This window comes from Ignavibacteriales bacterium (assembly GCA_026390595.1).
Lineage (GTDB): Bacteria > Bacteroidota > Ignavibacteria > UBA10030 > UBA10030 > UBA9647.
This window is the reverse complement of the sequence record JAPLFQ010000032.1, coordinates 66,012-89,687: the sequence shown is the minus strand read 5'-3', so window position 1 is coordinate 89,687 and position 23,676 is coordinate 66,012. Positions and strand designations below refer to the sequence as shown.

22 protein-coding genes and 1 riboswitch are annotated in these 23,676 nt (G+C 54.0%); of the genes, 9 read left to right on the top strand and 13 right to left on the bottom strand.

Features of this window, described 5'->3' with window-relative positions:
- Positions 1-17 precede the first annotated feature (17 nt).
- From thrA to NTU47_17370, 3 genes are all read right to left on the bottom strand, one after another.
- Complete coding sequence (thrA, locus tag NTU47_17380) at positions 18-2,468, bottom strand: bifunctional aspartate kinase/homoserine dehydrogenase I (protein MCX6135582.1); 2,451 nt, start codon at positions 2,466-2,468, stop codon at positions 18-20.
- A 109-nt stretch (positions 2,469-2,577) separates the two neighbouring features.
- A riboswitch (SAM riboswitch) is annotated at positions 2,578-2,697 on the bottom strand.
- A 187-nt stretch (positions 2,698-2,884) separates the two neighbouring features.
- Positions 2,885-3,751, bottom strand: a complete 867-nt coding sequence (locus NTU47_17375) for a hypothetical protein (GenBank protein MCX6135581.1) — start codon at positions 3,749-3,751, stop codon at positions 2,885-2,887.
- An 8-nt stretch (positions 3,752-3,759) separates the two neighbouring features.
- Positions 3,760-4,968, bottom strand: coding sequence for an aldo/keto reductase (locus NTU47_17370; GenBank protein ID MCX6135580.1), 1,209 nt, complete (start codon positions 4,966-4,968; stop codon positions 3,760-3,762).
- Between the two features lie 217 nt (positions 4,969-5,185).
- Here NTU47_17370 and NTU47_17365 point away from each other — a divergent pair, with 217 nt between their 5' ends.
- Genes NTU47_17365 through eda form a run of 3 tightly spaced genes read left to right on the top strand, consistent with a single transcriptional unit; the run spans position 5,186 to position 8,017 of the window.
- Positions 5,186-5,980, top strand: coding sequence for a 3-ketoacyl-ACP reductase (locus NTU47_17365; GenBank protein MCX6135579.1), 795 nt, complete (start codon positions 5,186-5,188; stop codon positions 5,978-5,980).
- 6 nt (positions 5,981-5,986) lie between these two features.
- On the top strand, positions 5,987-7,366 hold the full coding sequence (locus NTU47_17360; protein MCX6135578.1) for a hypothetical protein: 1,380 nt from the start codon (positions 5,987-5,989) through the stop codon (positions 7,364-7,366).
- Between the two features lie 3 nt (positions 7,367-7,369).
- Positions 7,370-8,017, top strand: a complete 648-nt coding sequence (gene eda / locus NTU47_17355; GenBank protein ID MCX6135577.1) for a bifunctional 4-hydroxy-2-oxoglutarate aldolase/2-dehydro-3-deoxy-phosphogluconate aldolase — start codon at positions 7,370-7,372, stop codon at positions 8,015-8,017.
- 94 nt (positions 8,018-8,111) lie between these two features.
- Here eda and NTU47_17350 read toward each other — a convergent pair whose 3' ends face one another.
- From NTU47_17350 to NTU47_17305, 10 genes are all read right to left on the bottom strand, one after another.
- The gene (locus NTU47_17350; protein ID MCX6135576.1) at positions 8,112-9,098 is read right to left on the bottom strand and encodes an aldose 1-epimerase; all 987 of its coding nucleotides are present in this window, start codon (positions 9,096-9,098) and stop codon (positions 8,112-8,114) included.
- On the bottom strand, positions 9,091-9,699 hold the full coding sequence (locus NTU47_17345) for a molybdenum cofactor guanylyltransferase (protein ID MCX6135575.1): 609 nt from the start codon (positions 9,697-9,699) through the stop codon (positions 9,091-9,093). The genes NTU47_17350 and NTU47_17345 overlap by 8 nt, the downstream gene beginning before the upstream one ends.
- A complete protein-coding gene (locus NTU47_17340) occupies positions 9,696-10,031 on the bottom strand; it encodes a carboxymuconolactone decarboxylase family protein (protein ID MCX6135574.1) in 336 nt (111 codons plus the stop codon). The genes NTU47_17345 and NTU47_17340 overlap by 4 nt, the downstream gene beginning before the upstream one ends.
- A gap of 116 nt (positions 10,032-10,147) precedes the next feature.
- Positions 10,148-10,801, bottom strand: a complete 654-nt coding sequence (locus NTU47_17335; GenBank protein ID MCX6135573.1) for a rhodanese-like domain-containing protein — start codon at positions 10,799-10,801, stop codon at positions 10,148-10,150.
- 2 nt (positions 10,802-10,803) lie between these two features.
- Positions 10,804-11,403: a YeeE/YedE thiosulfate transporter family protein gene (locus tag NTU47_17330; GenBank protein ID MCX6135572.1), complete on the bottom strand. Its 600-nt coding sequence runs from the start codon at positions 11,401-11,403 to the stop codon at positions 10,804-10,806.
- Positions 11,400-11,978, bottom strand: coding sequence for a YeeE/YedE thiosulfate transporter family protein (locus NTU47_17325; protein MCX6135571.1), 579 nt, complete (start codon positions 11,976-11,978; stop codon positions 11,400-11,402). The genes NTU47_17330 and NTU47_17325 overlap by 4 nt, the downstream gene beginning before the upstream one ends.
- A 60-nt stretch (positions 11,979-12,038) precedes the next feature.
- Complete coding sequence (gene nrfD / locus NTU47_17320) at positions 12,039-12,989, bottom strand: polysulfide reductase NrfD (protein MCX6135570.1); 951 nt, start codon at positions 12,987-12,989, stop codon at positions 12,039-12,041.
- Positions 12,990-12,997: 8 nt separating this feature from the next.
- Positions 12,998-13,537, bottom strand: a complete 540-nt coding sequence (locus NTU47_17315; protein ID MCX6135569.1) for a 4Fe-4S dicluster domain-containing protein — start codon at positions 13,535-13,537, stop codon at positions 12,998-13,000.
- A 2-nt stretch (positions 13,538-13,539) separates the two neighbouring features.
- Positions 13,540-15,735 (bottom strand): molybdopterin-dependent oxidoreductase, encoded by a 2,196-nt coding sequence (locus NTU47_17310; GenBank protein MCX6135568.1) that lies wholly within the window; start codon positions 15,733-15,735, stop codon positions 13,540-13,542.
- A gap of 7 nt (positions 15,736-15,742) precedes the next feature.
- Positions 15,743-16,267 carry a MerR family transcriptional regulator gene (locus NTU47_17305; GenBank protein MCX6135567.1) on the bottom strand — a complete coding sequence of 175 codons (525 nt, stop codon included), beginning with the start codon at positions 16,265-16,267 and terminating at the stop codon, positions 15,743-15,745.
- A 374-nt stretch (positions 16,268-16,641) separates the two neighbouring features.
- Here NTU47_17305 and NTU47_17300 point away from each other — a divergent pair, with 374 nt between their 5' ends.
- The 6 genes from NTU47_17300 to nagB all read left to right on the top strand — a co-directional run bounded on the left by NTU47_17300 (position 16,642) and on the right by nagB (position 23,623).
- On the top strand, positions 16,642-17,814 hold the full coding sequence (locus NTU47_17300; protein ID MCX6135566.1) for a hypothetical protein: 1,173 nt from the start codon (positions 16,642-16,644) through the stop codon (positions 17,812-17,814).
- Positions 17,815-17,836: 22 nt separating this feature from the next.
- Positions 17,837-18,781: a sigma 54-interacting transcriptional regulator gene (locus NTU47_17295; protein MCX6135565.1), complete on the top strand. Its 945-nt coding sequence runs from the start codon at positions 17,837-17,839 to the stop codon at positions 18,779-18,781.
- 328 nt (positions 18,782-19,109) lie between these two features.
- Entirely contained in the window at positions 19,110-19,604 is a 495-nt protein-coding gene (locus tag NTU47_17290) for a hypothetical protein (protein ID MCX6135564.1), read from the top strand.
- An 800-nt stretch (positions 19,605-20,404) separates the two neighbouring features.
- A complete protein-coding gene (gene acpP, locus NTU47_17285) occupies positions 20,405-20,647 on the top strand; it encodes an acyl carrier protein (protein MCX6135563.1) in 243 nt (80 codons plus the stop codon).
- Positions 20,648-20,665: 18 nt separating this feature from the next.
- Entirely contained in the window at positions 20,666-22,798 is a 2,133-nt protein-coding gene (locus NTU47_17280; GenBank protein MCX6135562.1) for an acetate--CoA ligase family protein, read from the top strand.
- Positions 22,799-22,816: 18 nt separating this feature from the next.
- On the top strand, positions 22,817-23,623 hold the full coding sequence (gene nagB, locus NTU47_17275; protein ID MCX6135561.1) for a glucosamine-6-phosphate deaminase: 807 nt from the start codon (positions 22,817-22,819) through the stop codon (positions 23,621-23,623).
- Positions 23,624-23,676 lie beyond the last annotated feature (53 nt).

The following is a 23,676-nucleotide window of genomic DNA, read 5'->3' as shown; positions in this document are numbered from 1 at the left end:
AGTCTCCTCAGGGTTCCCTAGTTCATCGAATGTGAAACGTGGACGATATCATTGAACAGGCCTGATGCCGTCAGCTGTGCTCCGGCGCCGCCGCCTCGCACCACCAGCGGCTGCCGGTAGAGAATGCGGGTCGTCAGAGATACAATGTTGTCATTGCCGGAAAGATGATAGAAGGGATGGTCTGAACCGATCTCTTCAACTCCAACGCGCGCGCGGCCGCCTTCAAATCGCGCGATAAACACCAGTTTGCGGCCGAGATTTTGCGCGGCCGCTTTCTGCTTTTCCAGAATGGCATCGGCTTTGCGAAGCGCTGCGGGAAGATCGGTTCCGTTGAACACTTCCTGCGGCAGGTATGGCTCCATGGTGATGTCGTCCATTTCCATGGCATAGCCTGATTCCCGGACGAGGATCAGGAGCTTGCGCGCGACATCGATGCCTCCGAGATCTGTCCTGGGATCGGGTTCTGTGTAGCCCCGCTTCTGTGCGTCTTGCACAGCGTCGCTGAACGATCTCCCGGCGTTGAGGCAGCTGAAGATGTAGCTCAATGTCCCCGAGAGAACCGCCTCGATGCGCTCGATTGAGTCGCCGGTCTGAATGATGCTCTTGATCGACTCCACGATCGGCAAAGCTGCACCCACGTTTGTGCTGTAGCGAAACTCCGCGCCGTGCCTCGATGAAGTGGAACGGAGCTGCCGGTAGAATTCATTCGAAAGCGTGTTTGCGACTTTGCTCGAAGTGATCACGGAGACGCTGGATTGCAGGAGGTCGAGGTACTGCCTGACGGCTGGTTCACCCCCCGTGCAGTCGATGACGATCGAGTTGGCAGCGTTCAGGGTCCGCACTTTTGCCGTGAACTCGGAGAGGGATGATGCCAGGGCGCTGGAGGACAGGAGCGTGCGCCAGTGACAGAGATCGATTCCGTTTTCGTTAAAGAGCATCTGCCGGCTGTTTGCGATGCCCACGAGCCGGAAGCGTGTCCGAAGTGAAGTGCGGGCAAAGTCCTCTTGGTCTTTGAGCAGCTCGAGCAACGCGCTGCCGACAAGGCCGGGACCGAGGAGAAAAAGATTCAGGGTCTTCTGCCGGGAGAGGAAGAGATGATCGTGGAGCGCATTCATCGCTTTTTGAAGATCGCTCTGCTTCAGGACGAGCGTCAGGTTTCGATCCGAAGAACCATGAGCAATCGCGCGCAGCGTAATGCCGTTGCGGCCGAGCGCATCGAAGATCTTGCCCGTGACGCCGGGGATGTTTTGCACCCGGTCTCCGACGATTGCTATGATGGAGCAATCGTTTTCGACGGTGATCGCAGAAATCTGCCCATGGTGCACTTCGACGCGAAATTCGAGCTCAACGACTTCCCTGGCCGTTCGTATGTGCTCGGATGTAATAGCGAGGCAAATGCTGTGCTCTGAAGAAGACTGCGTCACCATCGTCACTTCGATCTCTTTCCTTGCGAGAGCTGCGAAGATTCTGGAAGCGATGCCGATTGTTCGCATGATGCCCTCACCTGTCACCTTCAACAGGCTGACCCGATCCATGCAGGCGATCCCCTTCACGGGGCTTTCAGTCTCGGCAGAGGGGCGCTCACAGATCAGAGTTCCCTTGAAGGAGGGGTTGAAGGAGTTACGGATCCGGATGGGAATCCTCTTGTGGAGAGCGGGAAGCATCGTCGGCGGATGAATCACCTTCGCTCCGAAATGAGAGAGCTCAAGCGCTTCCTCAAACGTGAGGGATTCGAGGGAATACGCTTCAGAAACTCTCCGCGGGTCAGCGGTCAATACTCCGTCGACATCTGTCCAGATTTCGATTTCTTCCGCATCCAGCGCCGCCCCGATGATGGAAGCTGTATAGTCCGAGCCTCCGCGCCCGAGCGTTGTCGTCTCGTTTTCGGGGCCGCGGGCTATGAACCCGGTGATGACCTGAATATCTGTTCTGCTCTTGAAATGATTCAGGAGATTCCAGTTTGTGAGGTCGAAGTTGACCTGGGCGGCTCCGTAGTTCAGGTCGGTTTGGATCAGCGTTCTGCTGTCGACATAGTTGGCAGGTACTCCTCGTTGCACGAGAGCCTCTGCTATGATGACGCACGAAAGCTGCTCGCCGTAGCTCATCACGAAATCAAGCGTCCGATTCGTAATTTCACCAAGGATCCAGATCCCGTGGATGAATTCCGACAATTCCTGAAATGATTGGGTGATAAATCGATGGGCACGAAGGTCAGCCTGAGTCCCAAGCAGATCATTCACGACCCTCCTGTGGCGTTCTTGCAAGGCCGAGAGCAGCTCTTCGTAGCTTTTGTCTCCCCGGTATGCCCGCTGCCCCGCCTCGATGAGCCGATTTGTTACCCCGTGCAGGGCAGATGCGACGATGGCCAGCTGTCCATGAGCCTTCTGGGATCCGATCACAATGTCGATCACCGCCTTAATTCGCTCCGAATCTGCTACGGAAGACCCGCCAAACTTCAATACTCTCATTACATCTCCTCGAAATCGTCTGCTGTGGGAGGAAACTGTCAGCGCATCCATAAAACGAAAAAGCCTCTCAGGGAAATGATATCCTGAAGAGGCTCTGAACAAGCTTCTTCTCTTATCTTTCCCACACTCGATTGCTCGAGAGGGCAGGATGAAGCACCAGCATCCCCTACAGCGGGACCGGTTGCTAAGGCGTCAACGGGCCTGTTCCCTCAGCCTTTCTGAATAAGAGGCGTATGTAAACTACTCTGAATCCGGGCTAACACCCTCCAAAATCTTCGCGGACGGAAGGCACTCCCGCATTTAATATACCACGAAGGGGGCGAGATGTCAAGAAAATATGACCAAGATGTAAGTCGATATTCATTTCGACTTCCCGTATATCCAAATCTGCTGTCAACGGCTAGTCCTGCGTATTCTCAATGCAATTCGCCGAGGCCCCTGCCCATTTCAACGAGGAGCGCATCCGAGCCTTTGTCTCCGGCTCCGATGACACCGTAAATCGAGTTTGAACCGAGGACAAATTCTATGAGTCCGGTGTGCGGGTCGCGAACAAGATACCTGCTGCCTTGGCTCTTTGATACGCCATCTTTCGGCAGGGACGCGAAATACGTTTCGGCCGTCTTGCGTGCCTCTTCGGCCGATCCCATCCTGATGATGAAGGCCTTGAACGGGACATCTTCGATGTAACTGGCCGTGTAGACATTGTTGAAGAAGCTATAGCCAAGGAAGTTCTTTGATATGAATTGTTCGGTATTGGCTTGTTTGCCCTTCTGTGGAAATGCTGCAAGCAGGTCAGGCCATGAACTCGGCCTGTTGAGACCACGCGCCAAGGTTTTCCCAATTGCCATCAAGCCAACCTGAGCCTCCTGGGCCGACTGAACCGTCGAGATCTTCGCGTAGTATTCGCCGCAGAGGAAATTCAGAGTACCTTTCTCTGTGTATCCTTGCGTCCCAAGGTTGATGAAATGGTAGTCGGGATAACGCTCTTGCGAGTACATTCCGAAAGCATCGACTGCCGTCTTGTGCCTGTAAAGCTCGACTTTAATCTCGATGTCGGATGAGCGCTGATAGCGGGCGATGCGGAGGTCGACGAAATTGTACTCGAGGAACAAATCTGCTGCCCCGTCGATCACATCCCAGAGATTATTCGGTGTGTAGACGGTTTCTTCGACCGTCAGCTTCCAGCCGGCAATCGGCGGAAAAGTCGAGGCCGTGTTCTGAGCCGGCGATTCAAGCACAAGCAGCAAGAGTGCCGCGGCAAGTGCTGCAGTATTCTTCTTCATTCAGTTCCCTACGCTAGAAATTCCTCTGGCACGTTGACGAGGCGCGAGACGTCAGCGACCTTGTCGGCTACATTGAACCCCTTTGTGCACACTGCCGTGCAATGGCCGCAATCGCTGCATGGATTTCCGGAGACGTTGAGCCCCTTGAGCAGAACCTGCGCCATTTCGGGTTGCTTGTATCCATAAGTATACATGTACGCGCGCATGATGTCGGGTATCGGCAATCCCTTCGGGCAATTCGGTACGCAATGCTCGCATCCCTGGCAGTACAAGCCGCTTTCGGACTTGCCGAGCGCGAGGCTGGCTTTTTCTTCGTCGGTCATCGCAAGATCGGTGTTGATGCTGGCATTGGTGGCGAGCTGCTCAAAATTCGTGTTGCCCGGTATCGCTGTGGTGATATTCTCGTCCTGAAGCACGAACTTTAGCGCCGCTTTGCAGTTGATAGGCTTGGTCCGTTCTTTGTCATGGAATCCGCCTGCCATGGTCTTCATCGCAACGATTCCGACTCCTGCTTTCGCTGCTTTTGCTATTGCCTCTTTGACTTGTCCATAGTGATCCTGCTTGAAATTAACAGATGTCAAAACCACCTCGTAGATGCCGGCCTCGATTGCGGCCTGGATGACTTCCGGTTCATTCCTGTGTGTCGACAGGCCTACATGCTTTGCTTTTCCTGACTTCTTGGCTTCCTGCAAGGCTTCAATCATTGCCGGGAAAAAGACACCTTCCCTGGTTGAGATCTCGTGTACATAGAGAACATCAACGTAATCGAGCTTAAGCCTCTTCAAACTGATATCAAACCGGTCAAGAAACGCTTTCGCAGTAGAGCCGGCTTTCAGGATTCCCGTCTTGTTGTCCTTTTCCTCGGGCTGGACTTTCGTAGCGAGAATATAGGAATCTCTCTTTTGATCTTTCAGTACTTCCCCAAGCATCTCCTCATTACGGCCCCTTTGATACCCGTGCGCGGTATCAAAGAGGACGATACCGGCCTCCATCGCGGTTTTGACGAGCGCCGGATTGTCGGCGCGCATCACGCCGAAACTGACAATCGGGACCTCGATTCCTGTCTTTCCGAGTTTCCGGGTGATGAGCTTCGTTCGCCGCACTGATGGCTCAGCGTTGGCAGTTGCCGTCTGCCCAAGAGCGGACGACGCAAGGATCGCCCCGGAAGATCCGAGAAGTGATGACTTGAGGAATTGCCGTCTGTCGTACCCGTTCATAGCATTGGTCCTTTGACAATGGAGGAGGGAATCGGTGCGATGGTTCGAGAAGATTGTAGCTAAAATGTCGCAAAGATTCCACTGGCAAAACGCGGTATCGTCAGCGATGGGTTCTCCTTGTCTTTCGGACATTGGTTTAGTATTTTGGGTCGGACATACTTTGCGCCGGCCGGCTTATGATTCACTCCGGCCTCTTCCACCAATTCTGATGGTCCCAATGAAAACAACAATACCCGTTGTCCTCATTACCGGCGCAAGCCGCGGGTTGGGGCGGGGAATTGCCGTCGAGGCTGCAAAACGGGGCTATTCTGTGGCAGTGAATTTTGCACGAGATCGCAAATCTGCTCTGCAGACCGTATCACAATGCACGGCAAACCGGTTGTCGAAGGAACAGCAGTTCCTGGCCGTCCAGGCAGACATCAGCGAATCGTCGCAGGTGAAAAAACTCGTGAAGAAGGTCCTTTCGGAAATGGGTAGAATCGATGCCCTCGTCAATAATGCAGGAGTCGCCCCGAAGGAAAGAAAAGACCTGACCGAGATGACCGAAGAATCATTTGACGAAGTGCTAAGGGTTAACCTGCAAGGGCCATTTTTCCTTACTCAGCGCGTGGCCAACTACTGGCTCAAGGAAACTCCATCCCCACTGCTCCCTGGAGGCTTCAAGGTTGTGTTCGTTTCATCGATCTCGGCTGATGCAGTGTCGTTGAACCGCGGTGAATACTGCATCTCGAAAGCCGGCCTCGCAATGGTCAACAAGCTGTGGGCGTTACGCCTGGCTGATCATGGTGTGCAGGTGTATGAACTCCGGCCGGGTGTTATGTTGACCGACATGACCAGTGGTGTCAAAGAGAAGTATGACAAGCTGCTCGCTGAGGGACTGGTACCATTGAAGCGGTGGGGGACGGCTGAGGACGTGGGCCAGGCAGCTGGAGCGCTCCTCTCGGGCCAATTTCCGTTTTCCACCGGCGAAGTGATCTACGTCGACGGCGGCCTTCACATCCAACGATTGTGACCGACTATGCTCCGTATCGATCATCCTGTTCAATTGAAATCCCTCATTCCGGTTGTCGAACGCATGTTCGAGTTGTCCGGAAAGAAGATCTCCAACATCCAGAAGGCATGGAATCCGGGGAAAGGATCACCAGTTTTCACTGTTGACGGCAAATACACCTCCAGGGGCTGGACAGAGTGGACGCAGGGATTCCAGTTCGGGTCAGCTGTTCTTCAGTACGACTTCTCTGGTGAGAAGGACTTCCTGGCAATCGGCAGAGAAGGCACGCTGCGCGAAATGCCCCGTCATGTGAGCCATGTCGGTGTTCATGATCATGGGTTTAACACGATGAGCACGTGCGGCAATCTTCTACGCTTGATGCGTGAGAAGAAGTTGCCGGCCGACCAATGGGAAACGAATTTCTACGAGCTGGCCATCAAGGTCAGCGGAGCAGTGCAGGCGGCCCGCTGGACTTCGATTGGTGAACAGCAGGGATACATTTATTCGTTTAATGGTCCGCATTCACTGTTTGCCGACACGATTCGTTCTCTCCGGGTTCTCGCTGTGGCTCATCAGCTCGGCCACGTACTCATGGGAGAGAAGGATCGTAGAATTGATCTGCTGGAAAGGTTGCTCCAGCATGCCGAAACGACAGCGCGATATAATGTTTATTTCGGGGAAGGGCGCGACGCATACGATGTGAGCGGGAGGGTGGCACACGAATCGATCTTCAATACCAACGATGGGTCCTACAGGTGTGCGAGCACGCAACAGGGCTACTCTCCGTTGTCGACCTGGACTCGCGGACTCGCCTGGATCCTCCTGGGCTATGCCGAGGAGCTCGAGTTCCTTTCTGCTTTGCCGCAGGATGCATTAAGTCCTTTCGGCGGAAGCGAGAGAATCCTGGGTGCCTTCCGGACGGTGGCTCGCGCAACAGCTGATTTCTATGTCCACAACATGCCCACGGATGGAATTCCGTACTGGGATACCGGAGCCCCGGGCTTGTCAATGCTCGGGAATTACCTCGACCGCCCGGCAGAGCCATTCAATGACTTCGAGCCGGTCGACAGCTCGGCGGCATCGATCTCCGCACAGGGTCTGGTGCGCCTTGGCAATTTTCTCCTGAACAACGGCGACAAGGTCAACGGGGAGAAATATCTCCAGGCAGGACTGGCGGTGGCGTGTCGGGTGTTTCAGGAGCCGTACCTTTCGCTCGATCCCAACCATCAGGGGCTGATACTGCATTCAGTGTACCACAGGCCGAACGGTTGGGACCACGTACCCGCCGGCAAGAAAATCCCTTGCGGTGAGTCTACGATGTGGGGAGACTACCACGCTCGCGAGCTCGGAATTCTCATCCTCCGGATGGCGAAGAGTGAACCTTACTACACATTCTATCTGAAGTAGCCTATGAAACGCTCAGACATACTTGCCCGAATAATCGAATCCGGTGTCGTTGCTGTCATCCGGATGAAAGACACGAACCGGCTTCTTAAGGTCATCGAAGCTGTACGACAGGGGGGAGTCAAGAACATCGAAATTACGATGACAGTACCGGGAGCTGTGGAAATCATCCGACGTCTGGCGACAGCCGTTCCACCCGATGTGCTCATCGGTGCCGGAACTGTGGTTGACGAGACGACGGCGAATCAGGTGATTGATGCTGGAGCGGCGTTTGTCGTTGGCCCGGTGTTGAACCTTGGCGTCGTGTCTCTCTGCGGGAAGCGGGACATTCCGGTCATGCCCGGCTGCTATACTCCGACCGAGATACTGACTGCATGGAATGCCGGCGCTGACATCATCAAGGTATTCCCTGCAACTTCACTGGGACCCAAGTATTTCAAGGATCTTCGTGGTCCCTTCCCGGATATTCGCCTGATGCCGACCGGTGGAGTGACAATCGATAATGTTGGTGAGTGGATCGCGGCGGGGGCGTGCGCAGTGGGTGTCGGAAGTGATCTGCTCGACAAGAAAGCCATCGATGAAGAGCGCTATGAAGTGCTGACGGAACGCGCCAATCGGATGGTCCAGAATTTCCTCGCCGCCAAGAAGAAGTGAACTTGAGCCAACTTATTCCCCGTCCCGTTAGGGACGAAATGTCTGAAGAATTAAGGATGCAGTTATCTCATCGAGCTCCGTCAGGAGCGCGCAATCACTTCTGAAGTTTTTTCAGCACAACTCCATACGATGCTTTGAATGTCGCGCCCGGTTTCAATACGATCAGACCCATTCTGTTGTTGAATGAGTTCGGTGCACACGTCCAGGGTTCAATGGCCACCGACGAGCCCGAATCCGGCCGGTGGAGAATCAAATACCTGTAGCGCCCCGCCCCCGAATCCTGCCATACCTGCAGTTCGAGTCCCAGCTTCCGATCAATGAGCTTTGTCGTCACCTTCTGCCGTTTCTTTCCAAAGTCAAACACCGGGTCGAGTGTCTTCTTGTTCAGCGGGATAACACTTCGTTTTGTAATCGGTTTGCGCATGGCACCCGTCGGCACTTTCGAAGGAGTGACCTCAACCACGGAATGTGCCGGCAGCGATAGCAGAAGTTTTCTGACAGGCCCCGCGGTTTTGAAATATGGGTGCCAGCCGTCTCCGACAGGGATCGGCTTGGAATCCGTGTTCCGGATCTCTGTCGTACAGGAGAACGAGCCCGCTTTGAGCGTGTATGTCAATCGGACCTCGAACGCGAAGGGATATCCCTTGGTTCTGCCGTTGTGCTTTGATCGAAGCACCAATGATGCAGAGTTATCGCCCACCCTCGTTTTGTGCAATTGATACGGCTTGTCGAAGAAGAACCCGTGAATGGCAAAGTTGCGCTTCGAGTTAGCCTCAAGCTTGTGTGTTCTCTCTGCAAACGCGTACGTCGCGTCGGGGATCCGGCCCGGGAAGGGAATGAGCTTGACCCCTGCGAAGTGCTTGTTTTCAAGCATCGCTTTGTACGATTTGGGATACTCCAGGATGGAGAAGAGCCTCCCTCTGCAACGAAGGACCAGCTCACGCACGGTCGCTCCCAGACTGGGAAGAATCGAAACGGACTCTCCCGTCTCGAAATTTACGAGCTTGATGGAACGCGCTTGACTGTTCCTGGAGGTGAGCGGTGTACGCGCCGCTTTTTTGATCGTGCGTGCATCAGCCATGAGAAGTCCCTGCGTCAGGTTGTGAGAGGATTCGGTAATCTTCAGGTCGATTCATATTCCAGAATAGCTGTGGAGTGAAGAACGGGAGATCGGGCGTAATTGGGATTTCTACATGCTCGATATTCTTGAGTGTTTTGAAGACGGAGTACTTGCCTTGTTCGATGTCTCGATCGATTTCGGGAAAACTCGACGCGTCATAAACTCCGCAAAGAGGTTGGAGGACCCCGTCGAATGTCGCGATAACTGTCAAATCCGGCGCCTTGGCTCGGAGGAGGAATTCAATGAGATCGGCAGGGATGAATGGTGTGTCGCAGGACAGGACAAAGGCAGCCCGCGGCTTGGAGCGGTGTAACGCCGCATGAATACCGCCAAGCGGACCGCAACCCTCAAAGAGATCCGGCACAATCTCGCATTTCAGAAACCCGTACTTGTCCTGGCTGCCGCCAACGATTACAGTTTCAGCAAACACCTTCGCAAGCGTCTCAGCTGCATACTGGATCATCGGACGGCCTTTGACGGGCAATAACGCTTTCTCCGTACCCATGCGCGTGCTCTTGCCGCCGGCGAGAACCGCGCCGAGAACATCTGACCGCTTCGTCATTTGCGTTTGCGGGCCGGAAGTTCCGGTTTCACCATATCTTCAACCCAGCTCATCGCCGCCATGGCAGGCGGAAATCCGATCGTCGGAATGGCAAGGAGTGCGACGTGGTACAGCTCCTCCGCTTTGACACCGGCAGCGATAGCTTTTCGGGCGTGTGCATGAGTACTCCCCTCAATACGGGCGCCGATTGAAATGGCGAGCTTGACGAGGGCTCGTGTCTTTTCGTCAAGCGGTCCCGCCGAATGACAGGCAGATCCCATCTCTTCGTACGCTTTCGCGATGTCACGGTACTTCTTGGAGAAATCCTGGTATCGCTTAGGGGGTTTTTGCATTGTTCACTCCGGTTGTTCCAGGTCAGTTGTTCAAAGCAGAGAAGCCCTCCATTGTAAGAGAGGGCTTCAAGGTTTCGGATAAGCTACAAACGCTTCCTCTGTGATGCAAGCGCCGCTCAGCAGCCCTCTTTCTTCTTCTTTCCCGGAGTTGTCTTGGGTTGTGCTCCCGTAGGGGATTCGAGTTTCGGGAGCGTCATCGTCTGCGTGGTGGTCTGTGCAGCGCCTCCAACCTGCGGGGATCCCCCGAAGAATTTGCTCAAGAGTCTGGTCTTCTCGAACGCCGCGACTTCGGCCGGCGAAGCGTTATCGGTAAGTCGTGGAAAGAGTATTTTGTCTTTCCATTCCTCCAACCCGCCGCGCAGTATGTAGACTCCCTTGTGCCCTTCGGCCTTCAGGAGAAACCAGGCTTGTGCGGAGTGAATCCCCCCGTCAGAGTACAAGACCATCTTCTCATTCCTGCCCAGCTGGGCCTCTTTCAAGTTCGTCAGCTGCATGTTTTCCGCAGTTGGGATGTGGTACTCGCCAAACTCCTTCTCGGTACGCAGGTCGAGAAGACGATAATCGGCCTTCCCTTGAACAATCCAGCCGGCCAGTTCTTCAGAAGAGACATGATCAACTTCCTTCTGGACGATCATTGCCATCTCAGAGGCGTCGACTTTCAGCTCCGTTCCTCTGTACGGGCTTCCAGCGAATAAAGCCAGGAATCCCAGGACGAACACGAAGAGGGCAAGCTTTCTGTTCAGGGAGAGATCAGTGAAGAGGTTTTTCATGATCAGGCCCTCGCTTTCTTTGCCGCCATTTTCTTCTCAACCCACTCTGCTCCGGCAAATCCCCCCAGAGCCATCAGCACAACAAGGAACACGATCAAACCGTACGGGAGGCCGGAGATTTGTGGAAGCGTGATCTGGCCCATCGGTGTCGAGAGATAGAAGGTGCTTACCAACGGGATCGCCTCGCCGAAAACGAAAATCCCGAAAACGATTCCCAGGAGGTAGACCATCGCGTCAACTCGTCCCGTCGATGCAGCGACGCACGATGTTCCCGGACAGTATCCGCCTACAACGAACCCGACGCCGAGGATCAGACCTCCGACGATTTGAGGGACCAGGAAGGTGGGTGTCAGATAGACGAGTGAAAGATCGACGAAACCGACTACGGAAAGGTAGTAAACACCAACCATAGCGGTAATGATCGCCGTGAACATTACCTTGAAGACGGTGAGGTCGGTGAAGTAGAACTGTGCGGCAAGCTTCTTTGAGCTGCCGAATCCGGCCCGCTCGAGGAAGAAGCCGAACCCGATTCCAATGACGAATGCGACGACGAGACTGACGTCATCGCCAAATAAACCAAATTTGAAGAAGGGTGCGTTCATTGCCATTGTCTCCTTACAAAGTATGCCGTAGCATATGCGCCGGCGAATACCATCATCATGAAAGCCCAGCTGCCGACATTGAACAGGGCGCCGCCGGTCAACGCCTGGCCGCTTGTGCAGCCGCGGGCGAGCTTCGCTCCGATCCCCATCAATCCTCCACCGATGAACGCGAGCGTCAGCCGTCCGGCGCTGCTGATGTTGGGCCCTCGTTCGACCACTTTTGTTACCCGATTTGCGAGCAATCCTGAGATGAACCCGCCGACGAACACTCCGAGCACTTCGAAGACAAGCCAGTCCTTCAATGGACTTTTTGATCCGTCGCCGACGTATTCAGAATAGAATTCGTTAGCAGCCACGTGATTCGGTGCCACAGCCTGGACACCGACCGTCACGAGGGATGAGAATGCACCGGATGCCCCCAAGCCGCGTCCCATGATCACGAATGAAGCGAGCAGCACAAGCCCAAGTCCAAGCCCTGCGACGTACGGGTTCCAGTACGGCTGCGCTGTCCTTTCTGTGTGCCCCCCCGTGCGAAGCTTGGACTCACTGAGACCTATTTCGTTTGCTGTTGCCATTTGTTGGTCCTCCGATTCTCGAATCAATCCTGGAATATCAGCGTTGAAGTGGAATGAGTACTATCTTGATAGTGCCTGATGCGTGTAGTGGCTGTATTGCCCCGCATACACGATGACGAAGCGGAGCAGAAGTCCGCCAAACAAGACCATAATGGGAGCTGCCGATGTATGTTTGACTCTGGCGTTCACTGCCAGCATCTGAATGATCAAGGGGATGATGATGCCGAGTCCGATGACGCCCACCCAGAACGCTGGGGCGTACGGTCCGACGAGTATGAGCAGAACTGCTTCGGAATGAACTCCCGTCGAGCTCAGCAAGCCGCTGACGAAGCCGCCGATCACAAAGAGCTCGAGGGTCAGAAAGCCGTTGTCTGCTTTGGCGAGTAACAGTCGTTCTTCCGGGTCGCGCGCGACAAGGTGCACAAACGCGGACGCAGCCGAGAGTCCGGAAACGAGAAACACCATCCAAAGCATAGAGCTGTTCCAGAGAGGCCTTGCGGCGATCGAACTCAGGAGCACGCCGGTATACATGCCAAGGAGTGTGCCCAGGAGCATGTTGAGAGTGCCAATGCTCTTGATCAAGAATGGATGTTGGTTGATTCTGGCACTCAGGCGGTCAAACACGGGGATGATATTCTTGTATGCATCCGGAATGCGGATGAGTGTGTTCAACCAGAGAGCAGGGTACACGAGAATCAGTATCCATGCTCCCCAGGACATCGGCGACATGATCTTGAATGTGGTGTAGAGTCTCCAGACGTACAGTTTGTGTTCAAGATCGAGGAATAGCGAGAACATACCCAGGCTCAGCAGAACGAGGCTGATGTGAGGCAGGTAGAAACTTGTGAACATGTTCTTCTTGTACTGACCCTTGAGGGCAAAGTAACCGGAGATGATCATGATCCCGGCGACGAGTCCGCCGATGAACAGATACACAGGAATCTGCCATGCCCAGATCTGCAGGACGGGATCGACGAGCTCGTTGTGCCTCGTAGTTGTGAGTTCGTGCATACAGTCCTCTATGTGAGATAGTACACTTGTGGTTTTGTGCCAGCCTCAGGAATCAAAGAGTGGTACTTCCTTGAGCCGAGGAGCTTGCTCGCGGAACTGTTCGGATCTTCGAGGTCGCCGAATGTCATGCAATGAGTCGGGCAAACGGAGACGCACGCCGGATCCAAACCCTTTTCCACTCTATGGATGCAGAACGTGCACTTATCGGCATATCCATCAGGGTGGATGAACCGCGCGTCATAGGGGCAGGAGGCAAGGCAGGCCTTGCAGCCGATACACATCCCGTGTTCCACGAGGACTACACCGCCCAGGCTGTGAACGTGACTCGCTCCCGTCGGGCAGCAGTACACACAGGGGGGAGCGTCGCAATGATTGCATCGCTCGCTTCGGATTTCCATGTGGAGTGTGGGGAAGGAGCCGGTGACGTCCTGTGCGATCCAGTCACGATTGAATCCTTCTGGAACTTCGTTCTCAGTCTTACAGGCAACCACGCAATCCATGCATCCGACACATTTCACAGTATCGATGACCATTCCAAATCGCCCCATGGTTACGCCTCCGCCGGTTCGATGGTGACGAAATTGTTGTTCATTCCCGTACCTCCCATGAGCGGATCAGTCTTGTACCTGGTGATCAGTTGCGCATCACTTGCACCTTTGCGGAAGGCGTGTTTAAGTCCTTTGGACGTATGGCCGAATCCGTGGACAACATACACGCAGTCCGGCCGGATTCTCTCAGTCACCTTCACTTTCACTCTATTGCTGACGACTCCATCCTGATTCTTCAGCGTGACGTACTGGGCGTTCTGCAATCCCAGCCTTCCTGCGACGGAAGCATTGACCCATACCTCGTTCTCAGACATCATATCGGAGAGAATCCTGTTTGAATGCGTCCTGCTGAACGAATGAACGGGTGAGCGGCCGTAGAGGAGTCGGAACGATCCGGGGGGATTCGGATCGGGCTTTGTATATCTCGGGACCGGGTCGAACCCTGCCTTCTGGAGCTGCAAAGAGTAGAATTCGATCTTTCCCGAAGGAGTGGGGAATTCAATAGGCACCCCTTCTTCGAAGTAATTGGGCTGTTTCTTTCCCCTGATGATCCCTTTTTGCCTGAGCTCATCGTAATCGAGTCCGGCTGCGGTAAGGCGGTGCTTGAAATACTCCTCGATATCGTTCCAGGGGAAATAGCTGCTGAGGCCAAGTTTCCCGGCGAGCTGCTTTGCGATCCACCAGTTCGGTTTCTGATCGTGAGGCGATTCGACGACCGGTTGACGCAGGGCTGTGAACGAATCCCTGAACCACTCCACGTTGAGATCGTCGTGCCGCTCGAGGTAGACAGCTTCGGGGAGAACGACGTCCGCCCATCCGGCAATTTCACTCGGTATCACATCGACCACGACGAGAAGGTCGAGGTTCTGGATAGCCTTGATCGTCTCCTGCTCGTTTGGAAGTGCGTGAATCAGGTTGGACGCATAAACAAACCAGCCTTTAATGGGATACGGTTGGCCGGATATTGTAGCATCGCGGGTGCCGGTGGTGATTGTCTCATGCGCGAAAGGATACTTGTGATTCGGATTGTCGACTTTGTCTCTTGCCGGCTTCGGATAGGCAGGATATGGATATGCCGGAACGTCCATGCTGACGGGATAGTAGAATCCTCCTTTGCGTCCCCAGCTTCCAAGGAGTGCGTTGAGCAGTGCGATGGCTCTGCTGCGTTGTGCATCGTCGCCGTACCAGGTGACGTGCCTTCCCGGATGGACGAGCGTTGCCGGCTTGTATCGCGCCATCTCGCGGGCGGTAGCGCGTATGACTTCTGGTTCAATTCCTGTTTCGGGATATGCCCATTCTGGTGTGTAGGGGAGGAGTGTGGCTGCGAATTGTTCGAAACCGAATCCGTGTTTTGTCACATACTCTTTGTCGTACAGATTCTCCTTCACGATGACATTCATCCACGCAAGAAGCAAAGCGAGATCGGTCCCCGGCTTGATGGGGAGGTACCACTTGGCCTTGCTCGCGGCAACGGAGAAACGCGGGTCGACGACGATGATTGAAGCGTCGTTGTCGATCGCGTCAGCGAACTCCTGGACCTGGGAGTTGTGCATGTTCTCGCCGAGGTGACTTCCGATCAGGACCAGGCATTGGGCGTTCTTGATATCCGTCCGTTCAGGCGAACTGACGTCCTCGCCGAAGGTGAGGCGGAATCCGACATCGCGGGGTCCGCGACATTGGGCGAAGGAGGGGGCTGAGATGTTCGGAGTTCCGTATGCTTTCATTGTGTGCTTCAGGAAGTTGCCGCCGATACCGTGGCTGAAGAGCGCCATCGATTCCGGTCCGTATTCGGATTTGATCTTCTGCATCTTGTCGGCAATGTATCCCAGCGCCTCATCCCAGGTGACTTCCTGCCACACTTCTTCACCTCGCTCGCGTTTGCGGATCAGCGGTGTGCGGAGTCTGTCGGGGTCTGTGTGAGCGCCTATGCCGCCGGTGCCCCGCGGGCAAAGGCGTCCGCGGCTGAGCGGATCATCCGGGTTGCCTTCGATTTTCCACAGTTCACCGTCTTTGACGTACGCAATCGCGCCGCACTTCCAGAAGCAGATATCACAATAGGTCGGGATTTTCTGGATCCCATTCTTTTTCTCCTTCGCGCCGAGGCTTGATGTTCCAGACTTGGTCGCGCATCCGGCGGCCGCGAGGCTGACGGTCGCTGCGGAGATTTTCAGGAATCGTCTTCGGGAAATCGAATTCATCATGCCCTCATGGATGAGGAGTGAATGCTTGCGACTGCTGTGAGGCGAGCAATATGCTCTCTTTTACTTTTGCGCAATCTGTCAGTTTCTGATACACTGGACACTGCCTGCAGACCCTGGAGGAACATGTATTGGACTCGTGTTTGTGCGTCCAGCATGGTTTTGAGTGTCCCTTGTATGCGGCACAATTGTCCCGGTCTTCTGCGGAGCAGTTGACGATGCTCCAGCAGGGGATAAGGGCATAGACTCCTTTGACGCCGGCTATGCCGAACTTCAGTTCAGTGATGGCGCGGCGGATGCATTTGATCCGCTCGACGTCGTTCTGGCTGTAGCGTCTGTGTTTTGTGTTGGATTTGTGGGAGATGATCAGTCCTTCACGCTCGTACATCCTGAGCGTGAAAACTGATACGCCAAGCATTCTGGCGACACTGCCAATGGAATACACTGGTTCTTCTGCGACCATGTTTACTCTGCCTCTCCAAGGATGGACGTTTTCATGTCTGACAGCCACGATTGTCAAGAAATATGCCATTGGGGACATCTTCAACAATCGCATAATTTTCGCAGTGTTCGATCCTTTGCTCGCAGAAATGGGAGGATTCCCAGATTCGCTTCTCAAGAATCGAAGGGTCTTTTGCTATTGCTGGAATTGACAATGGGTGAGAGAGGCGGCTCGGTGAGGAGAGTCCTTCGCTGAAATTCTCCAGTTGCGATTCGAATTGCAAATCGCTATCCGAGATATCTCGGAAAGTAGTCGGAAAAACTCTTGACTGAGTTTTGAAAAAGGTGTATACTCGGAGTGACAGGTGGGGTGCTGTGCTCATGAATACCCTTTTTTTCCTGTGGACGGATACACCGAGTTTCGATTTTCTTATTAAAGGAGCGGGCTCAGGCCTATTTCAAGGAATGAGACTCTACAAGAAAATCTTGATGATGTGGTGTCCCTTCGCAGTCATCAACTTCGCAGGAGTGATGGCGATGAGTGCGGATGGTATCGACCGTGTGTGCGTAATCGTTCTTGCAGAGGCCAGTGCCTTGGTCGGAAGTGTTTCATGGATCCTTTCTAAGAAGGAAGCCCAACCTGAGATCAGAGCCCTTTTCGTGAATCTCGCCGTCGTCTTCTTCATAAATGGGTTCTGGACTCAACTGTACCAATTGGCAAAGCTGTGGTGGTTTCCGCTTGATACGTGGGCTGGTTTCTATGAGCACCAATACCGAACGCAATTGTATTTCCTGTTGCTAGCCGTGAGTGTGGTTTTCCTTGTCGTTCATTTGAGCTTTCAGAAACTGAGGTTGCCTCTAAAGTACTTCATCGCTGTGTCTGTCGTCGGAACCATATGGATATCCTTGTTCTATGCATACTACGCCAACCCGAAATACTTGTACACAACAACGGATATTAAGGACTACAAAGCTATCCAACTTGCGACTCAAGAGCTTCATCAGGATGGGATGGAGCGACCATCTTTAGCGTTGATTGCGTCCGTCGCACCCTTGACGATTGGGATTCGCCCAGAGAATCAGGATGTCCTTCGGGCTAAGGAGGCTCGAGTTTTGGAATTGTGGCCATATTGTCAGGGTGATGCCGTATATCTGCTTGTTTACAGGCCGCTATGGAGGAGTTGCGTGTTGATATCGCTTCTACTAATAGGTTGTATACTCGTTTTCATTATTTACCAATTCATAGCAGATCCTCCAAAGAGCGCGTACCTTGAAAAAATTCTCTGGTGCCTTCTGGTGTTTTGTTCCTGTGAAGCCCTTCACCACTACGCCTTCACAACGGTTCGGCAATGGGATGCCTATGCTGCGTTCGCGCATCTTGGGATGTACCTTTCAACGGGAATCATGATCGTGCTTCTCTTCCTTTTCATCTTACGCCTTAGATTTATTCAAAGTGTTGAAGGTCGCTTTTATGAGATTCGGTTGGCGACCGATGCCTCCCGCATCACCCGCTGGCGCGACGCATTCGACAACTGGGTGTTGCGGCAATTCATGAATCCGAACGAGCTTGACCAGAGGTTTCTCATTCAGCCAAAGGACGTACAGACGAAAGACGTCACGAAGGCGCGTACAGAATGAGACAAATGAAAGGTTTCGCACTATGCAGATCGTAGGATCAAGTCCGGCCACGCGGCAACTTCGTGAAGATGTGAAAAGACTGGCTCGTGGCAGGAAAGACGTCGTAATCATCGGTGAATCGGGTGTCGGCAAGGGATTGACTGCCGAAGCCATACATAATGAGAGCAAGGATGCCAGGAAGCCATGTGTTCGTTTGAACATCGCCGTCATCGATCCGAGCCGGCTGAGGAAGTTGGTCGATTTGGCCATGCAAAGCGGAGAGCTCTACAACCCGATCGCCCCGGACCATGGGAATTTCAAATTGGTTGATGGTACGACGTTGATCTTCGAAGACATCGATCGCTCGGGGCTGACAGCTCAGAGCTCGGTGTGTGATCTCCTCGCCTTTCTCCGGAAAGAGAAGCGCGATTTGCGCCTGATTTTCCTGCTTCAAGGTCCGATCGGGGCAGCGGTGAAGGCGGGGACAGTTCTCCCCGGGGTCACTGAGGAGACAAAGCGGTGGGAAATGATAATGATCTCACCGCTCCGCGAACGGCGCGATGATATCCCGGAGTTGGTGGAGTATTTCGTCGCTCAGGTTGGCAAGGATCTCGGGATAGAAGGAATGATCATCGATTCCAATGCCATCGGTGTCCTCGTGCGCCAGGAGTGGAAGGAAAATGTCCTGGAACTGAAGAGGATGGTCGAGCGCAGCATCGTGCTGTCGAACGACAAAGAGGTGTTCCGGCTCCCGGCCGGGCTCGTCAATGAGCAGGCAGAGCTCTCGCGCATCATCACGCGCATCGATGAGGGGGCGGAATTCGCGCTCGACAACGCGATGGAGATCATCGAGAAGGGGATCCTGATGCGCACGCTGGAGAAGTTCGAATTCAATCAAAGCCGAGCCGCCCGCTTCCTCAAGATGACCGAAGACACGTTGCGATATCGCATGAAGAGACTCGGTATCCCGACAGCTCGAAAACAATAGTCCTCAAAAAAATGCCAATCGGTTTACAGGCCGATTCCGCAATATCTCGGATATATTCCGTAATTTAACTTGACTTTGACTCTTGCCCTCATTATTTTCGCATGGGCGGTCAAGGTGTCCCTCGTTCTTCCTGATCTCAACCCGGCAACTGGTCAGTCCCGCCCCTGATCGTCGAAGCTCCGATCATCATTTCGATCCTGCTTCGAACATATCGTTCATTCCAGTCCAACCGAAGGATCGCACCATGTGTGACCTTGGCTCTTCGCAAACGACTCGCTGCTCCACAATCCACGCTCCCTCAATCCTCAACTACGCAGGAGATCCCGCCATGACGATCGACATACCTCAAGTGAAGTCCTTTGTTTCTTCAAACCTCACCACGTTGAAAAAGGCCCAGCAGGTTGCGACACAACTAGACTGCCCTCTCGACAAATTGAAGCAATCGTTCTACCGAACGGAGAAGGTGAGCCTGAGCAGGTACATCCGGGAGTCGAGGGTATGCCGGATGAAGGAGCGTCTTCTCACGTCGGAAGCTCTCTGCAAAGTGATTTGTCTCGATTTGGGTTTGCGGGAAGATGTCGGCGCCCGGCTCTTCAAGAATACCACAGGGATGACGATGGAAGAGTTTCGAAAATCATATTTTGGCGCATTGCCGAGTATCTGGCAGATGGCAAAGCCCAGGAGCGAAGCGGACAGACCCGGCCTTAGGCTGGTGATTACAGAAAACGAAGTCCGAAAAGCTCTGACGAAACCTGCTGACAAAGAATCTCAACAACCCGTCTCACACAGCAGTGGCGTCTGGATTCAAGGTCCGGCCAACTGACTCCCACCACCTCCCGCTGGTAGCTGCAGCGTGCTTTGAAGGGATGCTGCAATCACCCCAGCCGAACCCGCGAAAGAGATGCTTCGCTGCGGCTACCCGGAGGTATTCCAGAATCTAGGTTTTTTTCCCAACCCCATCCTTCTTGCAGGAGGAAACCCGGGTATTTCTTTCTCCTAGTGTCACGTTTAGCAAGTACCTTGAATAATTTGAGATGTCACTCCTGACGGAGTTCTCGGAAAACAGCTTGTTTTCAAATCAATGTACATCTCGTCCCTGACGGGACTTATTCAGACAACTGCAGAGACGCGATACTAGCAGGTTTTGACCAAACTTTGGCATGAGAGCACTGCAAGAAGGTCTCTTTCCCCGTTCCAACGATTTTCCCCCATTTCCCCTCCCTGAAACACCCCCAGTATCTTTGAGTCCCTAGATAGGCACGGCGTTCTCAATGAGCAACGCCGTCAATCCCATGAAAGGGTAGCTCATGACTATTTCCGGCGGCTTTCTGCCGTCTGGGGATCCCATCGAGCGACGGCCGTGCCCGCCCGGTTCAGCCGCCTCCGAGGGGACTATTGCTAGCCTATCAGCGCACGCAAGGATCCGGCCTTCCCCAGCCCGCGTCGGCCGCGAAAGGAATTCTGGAAAAGCACTCCGGAAATTTCTAGATTTTGCGAACTTTTGCCGCATTCCGCCGTTTTTCTCTTATTCCTTTGAGATGCCAAAGATGGTACGTATATTGTTCAAGTTATTCCCACCATTACATTTAGACGATATTCACAAGTTCCACATGGAGGAAAGCAATGGATAAGTCTGAGATCAAGGCGAGAGTAGAGAAGATCACTGCTCAGGTATTGAAGGTGGATGTGAAGGAGATCACGCCGACTGCAAATTTCTCGTTCGATCTCGGCGCCGACTCGATGCAGAGCATCGAGCTTATCGCCGCGTTCGAAGAGGAGTTCAACATACAGATGGACGAGCAGAAGGCGCGCGAAGTGGCGACAGTAGATGGCGCGGTCGAATTCATCGCTGGCTATCTGAAGTAGACAACCTGGGGAGGTACAATGTCTCAAACTTCAGTTCCGCCTGCGAAGGACCTAGAGCACGTATTTTATCCGAAATCCGTCGCCGTCCTTGGCACAAACCGTGTCGTCGGCACTGTGCCGCACGACATCTTTGCGAACATCCTGAAGGATAACTTTCAGGGAATTGTGTACCCTGTCAGCCCGAAGGAACGCTCGGTGGCCAGCGTGCGGGCATACAAGTACGTAATCGACATTCCCGATCCCGTCGATCTCGCTATCCTCGTGTTTCCGAGCAGCGTCTGCAACCTGGCTCTCGAACAGTGCGGACAAAAAGGAGTCAAGTCTGCGATCATTATATCGGCAGGCTTCCGTGAAGTCGGCGCGGCCGGCAAACAGCGGGAAGAAGAGATCAAGGCGATCGCACAGAAGCACAACATCTCCTTCATCGGTCCGAACTGTCTCGGCGTCATCAACACCGATCCGCTTTCTCACCTCAATGCATCGTTCGCTCGCAAGATGCCGCAGGAAGGAAACATCGCGTTCCTTTCTCAGAGCGGCGCCCTTTGCACCGCAGTCCTCGACTACGCTCAGGCCAAACACATCGGCTTCTCAAAGTTCGTCAGCTTCGGCAACAAGGCGAACATCAACGAAATCGATCTGATGCGTTACCTGAAAAACGATCCGAAGACGAAAGTCATCCTCGTCTATCTCGAGGAGATCACGGACGGTGTCGCGCTCATGCAGGCAGCGCAGGAGATTATTTCCGAATCCGGAAAGCCGGTACTGATCTTGAAATCCGGCCGGACAAGCGAAGGTGCCGCAGCTGCCGCCTCTCACACAGGCTCTCTCGCTGGAAGCGACGAGGTATGCGATGCCGCCTTCAGGCAAGCCGGCATCATCCGCTGCACGACAATCGAAGAAATGTTCAACAACGCAATCGCACTCGCGTACCAACCGCTTCCCCAGGGAAAACGCGTCGCGATTATCACGAACGCCGGTGGACCGGGTGTGCTTGCAACGGACGCCGCAATCAAGCAGCATCTCCAGCTTGCGAAATTTTCGGATGCCACACTTGAGATCTACAAGAAGAGCCTTCCGGCAACAGCGAACATCAAGAACCCTGTGGATGTGATTGGGGACGCCAGAGCCGATCGTTACAAGGTGGCTCTGGGCGGAGCGCTGCAGGATCCGGGAGTCGATGGAGTACTGGTCATCCTGACGCCGCAATCGATGACGGACATCGAGAACATTGCCGTAGAAGTGTGCGACACTGTTGGGAAGTTCGACAAACCGGCGTACGCGTCGTTCATGGGCGAGAAGGATGTTGCGGTTGGTATCGATATCCTCCAGCAGCGCAGCATACCGCATTACATTCTTCCGGAGTCGATGTGCCGCGCCTATGCGAGCGCCCTCTTTTTCAAGCATCATCGCGATACGAAATCCGAGGAAGTGCAGACGTTTTCGGGATTGGACAAAGAAAAGGCGCGTGCCGTCATTCAGAACGCCATCGCCGCTGGCAGAAACTATCTGCCCGAAGAAGAATCAGTCACGATTCTCGAGGCGTATGGCTTGCCGACGTTGCCATCGGGGCTCGCGAAGTCGAGACAGGAAGCGATCAGTATCGCCGGGCGTATCGGGTTCCCCGTTGTGATGAAAGTCGATTCGGATGACATCGTGCACAAGTTCGATGTCAAGGGAGTGCTTCTGGATATACGGACCGCCGAGGCTGCGGGAGAGGGATATGATTCCATCCTGCAAAACGTCGAGAAGGCGAAGCCGGGCGCGCGAATTAAAGGCATCTACATCCAGAAGATGGTTTCGAAAGGTGAAGAGGTCATCCTGGGAGTGAAGCGTGACCCATCGTTCGGGGCCGTGATCATGTTTGGATTGGGCGGACTGTTTGTGGAAGTATTCAGAGACGTCAGTTTCCGCGTTGCGCCTGTGGGGCCTCGTTCCGCGTCTGAAATGATACGGGAAATCAGGGCATATTCGATGCTGGCAGGAGCGCGGGGCAAAAAGCCGCGTGATATTCGCAGTGTGGAGGAGGCGATCCAGCGCCTTGCTGCGTTGGCGACCGATTTTCCGGAGATCAAAGAGCTCGACATTAATCCACTGATTGTGAATGACGAAGGCGGCGGTTGTTTCGTCGCAGATGCCAGGATCATGCTCTAGCCAAAGGAGAATCTCCGCATGAGAATCATCATTCACGACAGCTACGAGGCATTGAGCAAGTGGACGGCGTACTACATCGCCAAGAGGATCAAGGAATTCAATCCAACAGCGGAGAAGCCATTTGTCCTTGGTTTGCCGGCTGGAATGTCTCCCGTCGGTACCTACCAGCAATTGATCAGCCTGCACCAGGATGGGAATGTGACGTTCCGGAATGTGGTTGCATTTGGCCTCAACGAGTATGCGGGCATACCCGAGGACCATCCGCAGAGCCACTATTCGGTGCTATGGAACAACTTCTTCAGCCACATTGATATCAATCCCGACAATGTGCGGCTCCTGAATGGCAACGTCGCCGATTTTGACGCTGAGTGCAGGAATTACGAGGAGAGCATCAAGAAGGCGGGAGGGATCCACCTGTTTCTCGGGAGCATCGGGCCGGACGGGCACATTGGTTTTAACGAGCCCGGATCGTCGCTTTCCTCCCGGACGCGCATCAAGACTATCACGCACGGTGCGCGGGCGGCAAACGCACGGTGGTTCGGAAACGACATCAACAAGGTACCGAAGACCGGGGTCACGATGGGGGTTGGGACTATGATGGACGCCGAGGAAATCGTGATGGTGATAAGCGGATTCAACAAGTCCCGGGCCTTGCAGAAGATACTCGAAGACGAAGTGAATCACATGTGGACGGTTTCGATGCTCCAGCTGCATGAGCATGCAATGATCGTCTGCGACGATGAGGCGACAATGGAGCTGAAGGTCGGGACGGTGAAGTACTTCAGGGACATCGAAAAAGAAAACATGGGATTGCCCGAGTTGTGAGCACCGGTGTCCGGAGCGCTTCTGTTCGCATCGTCTGATTGTTCTTGAAGTTC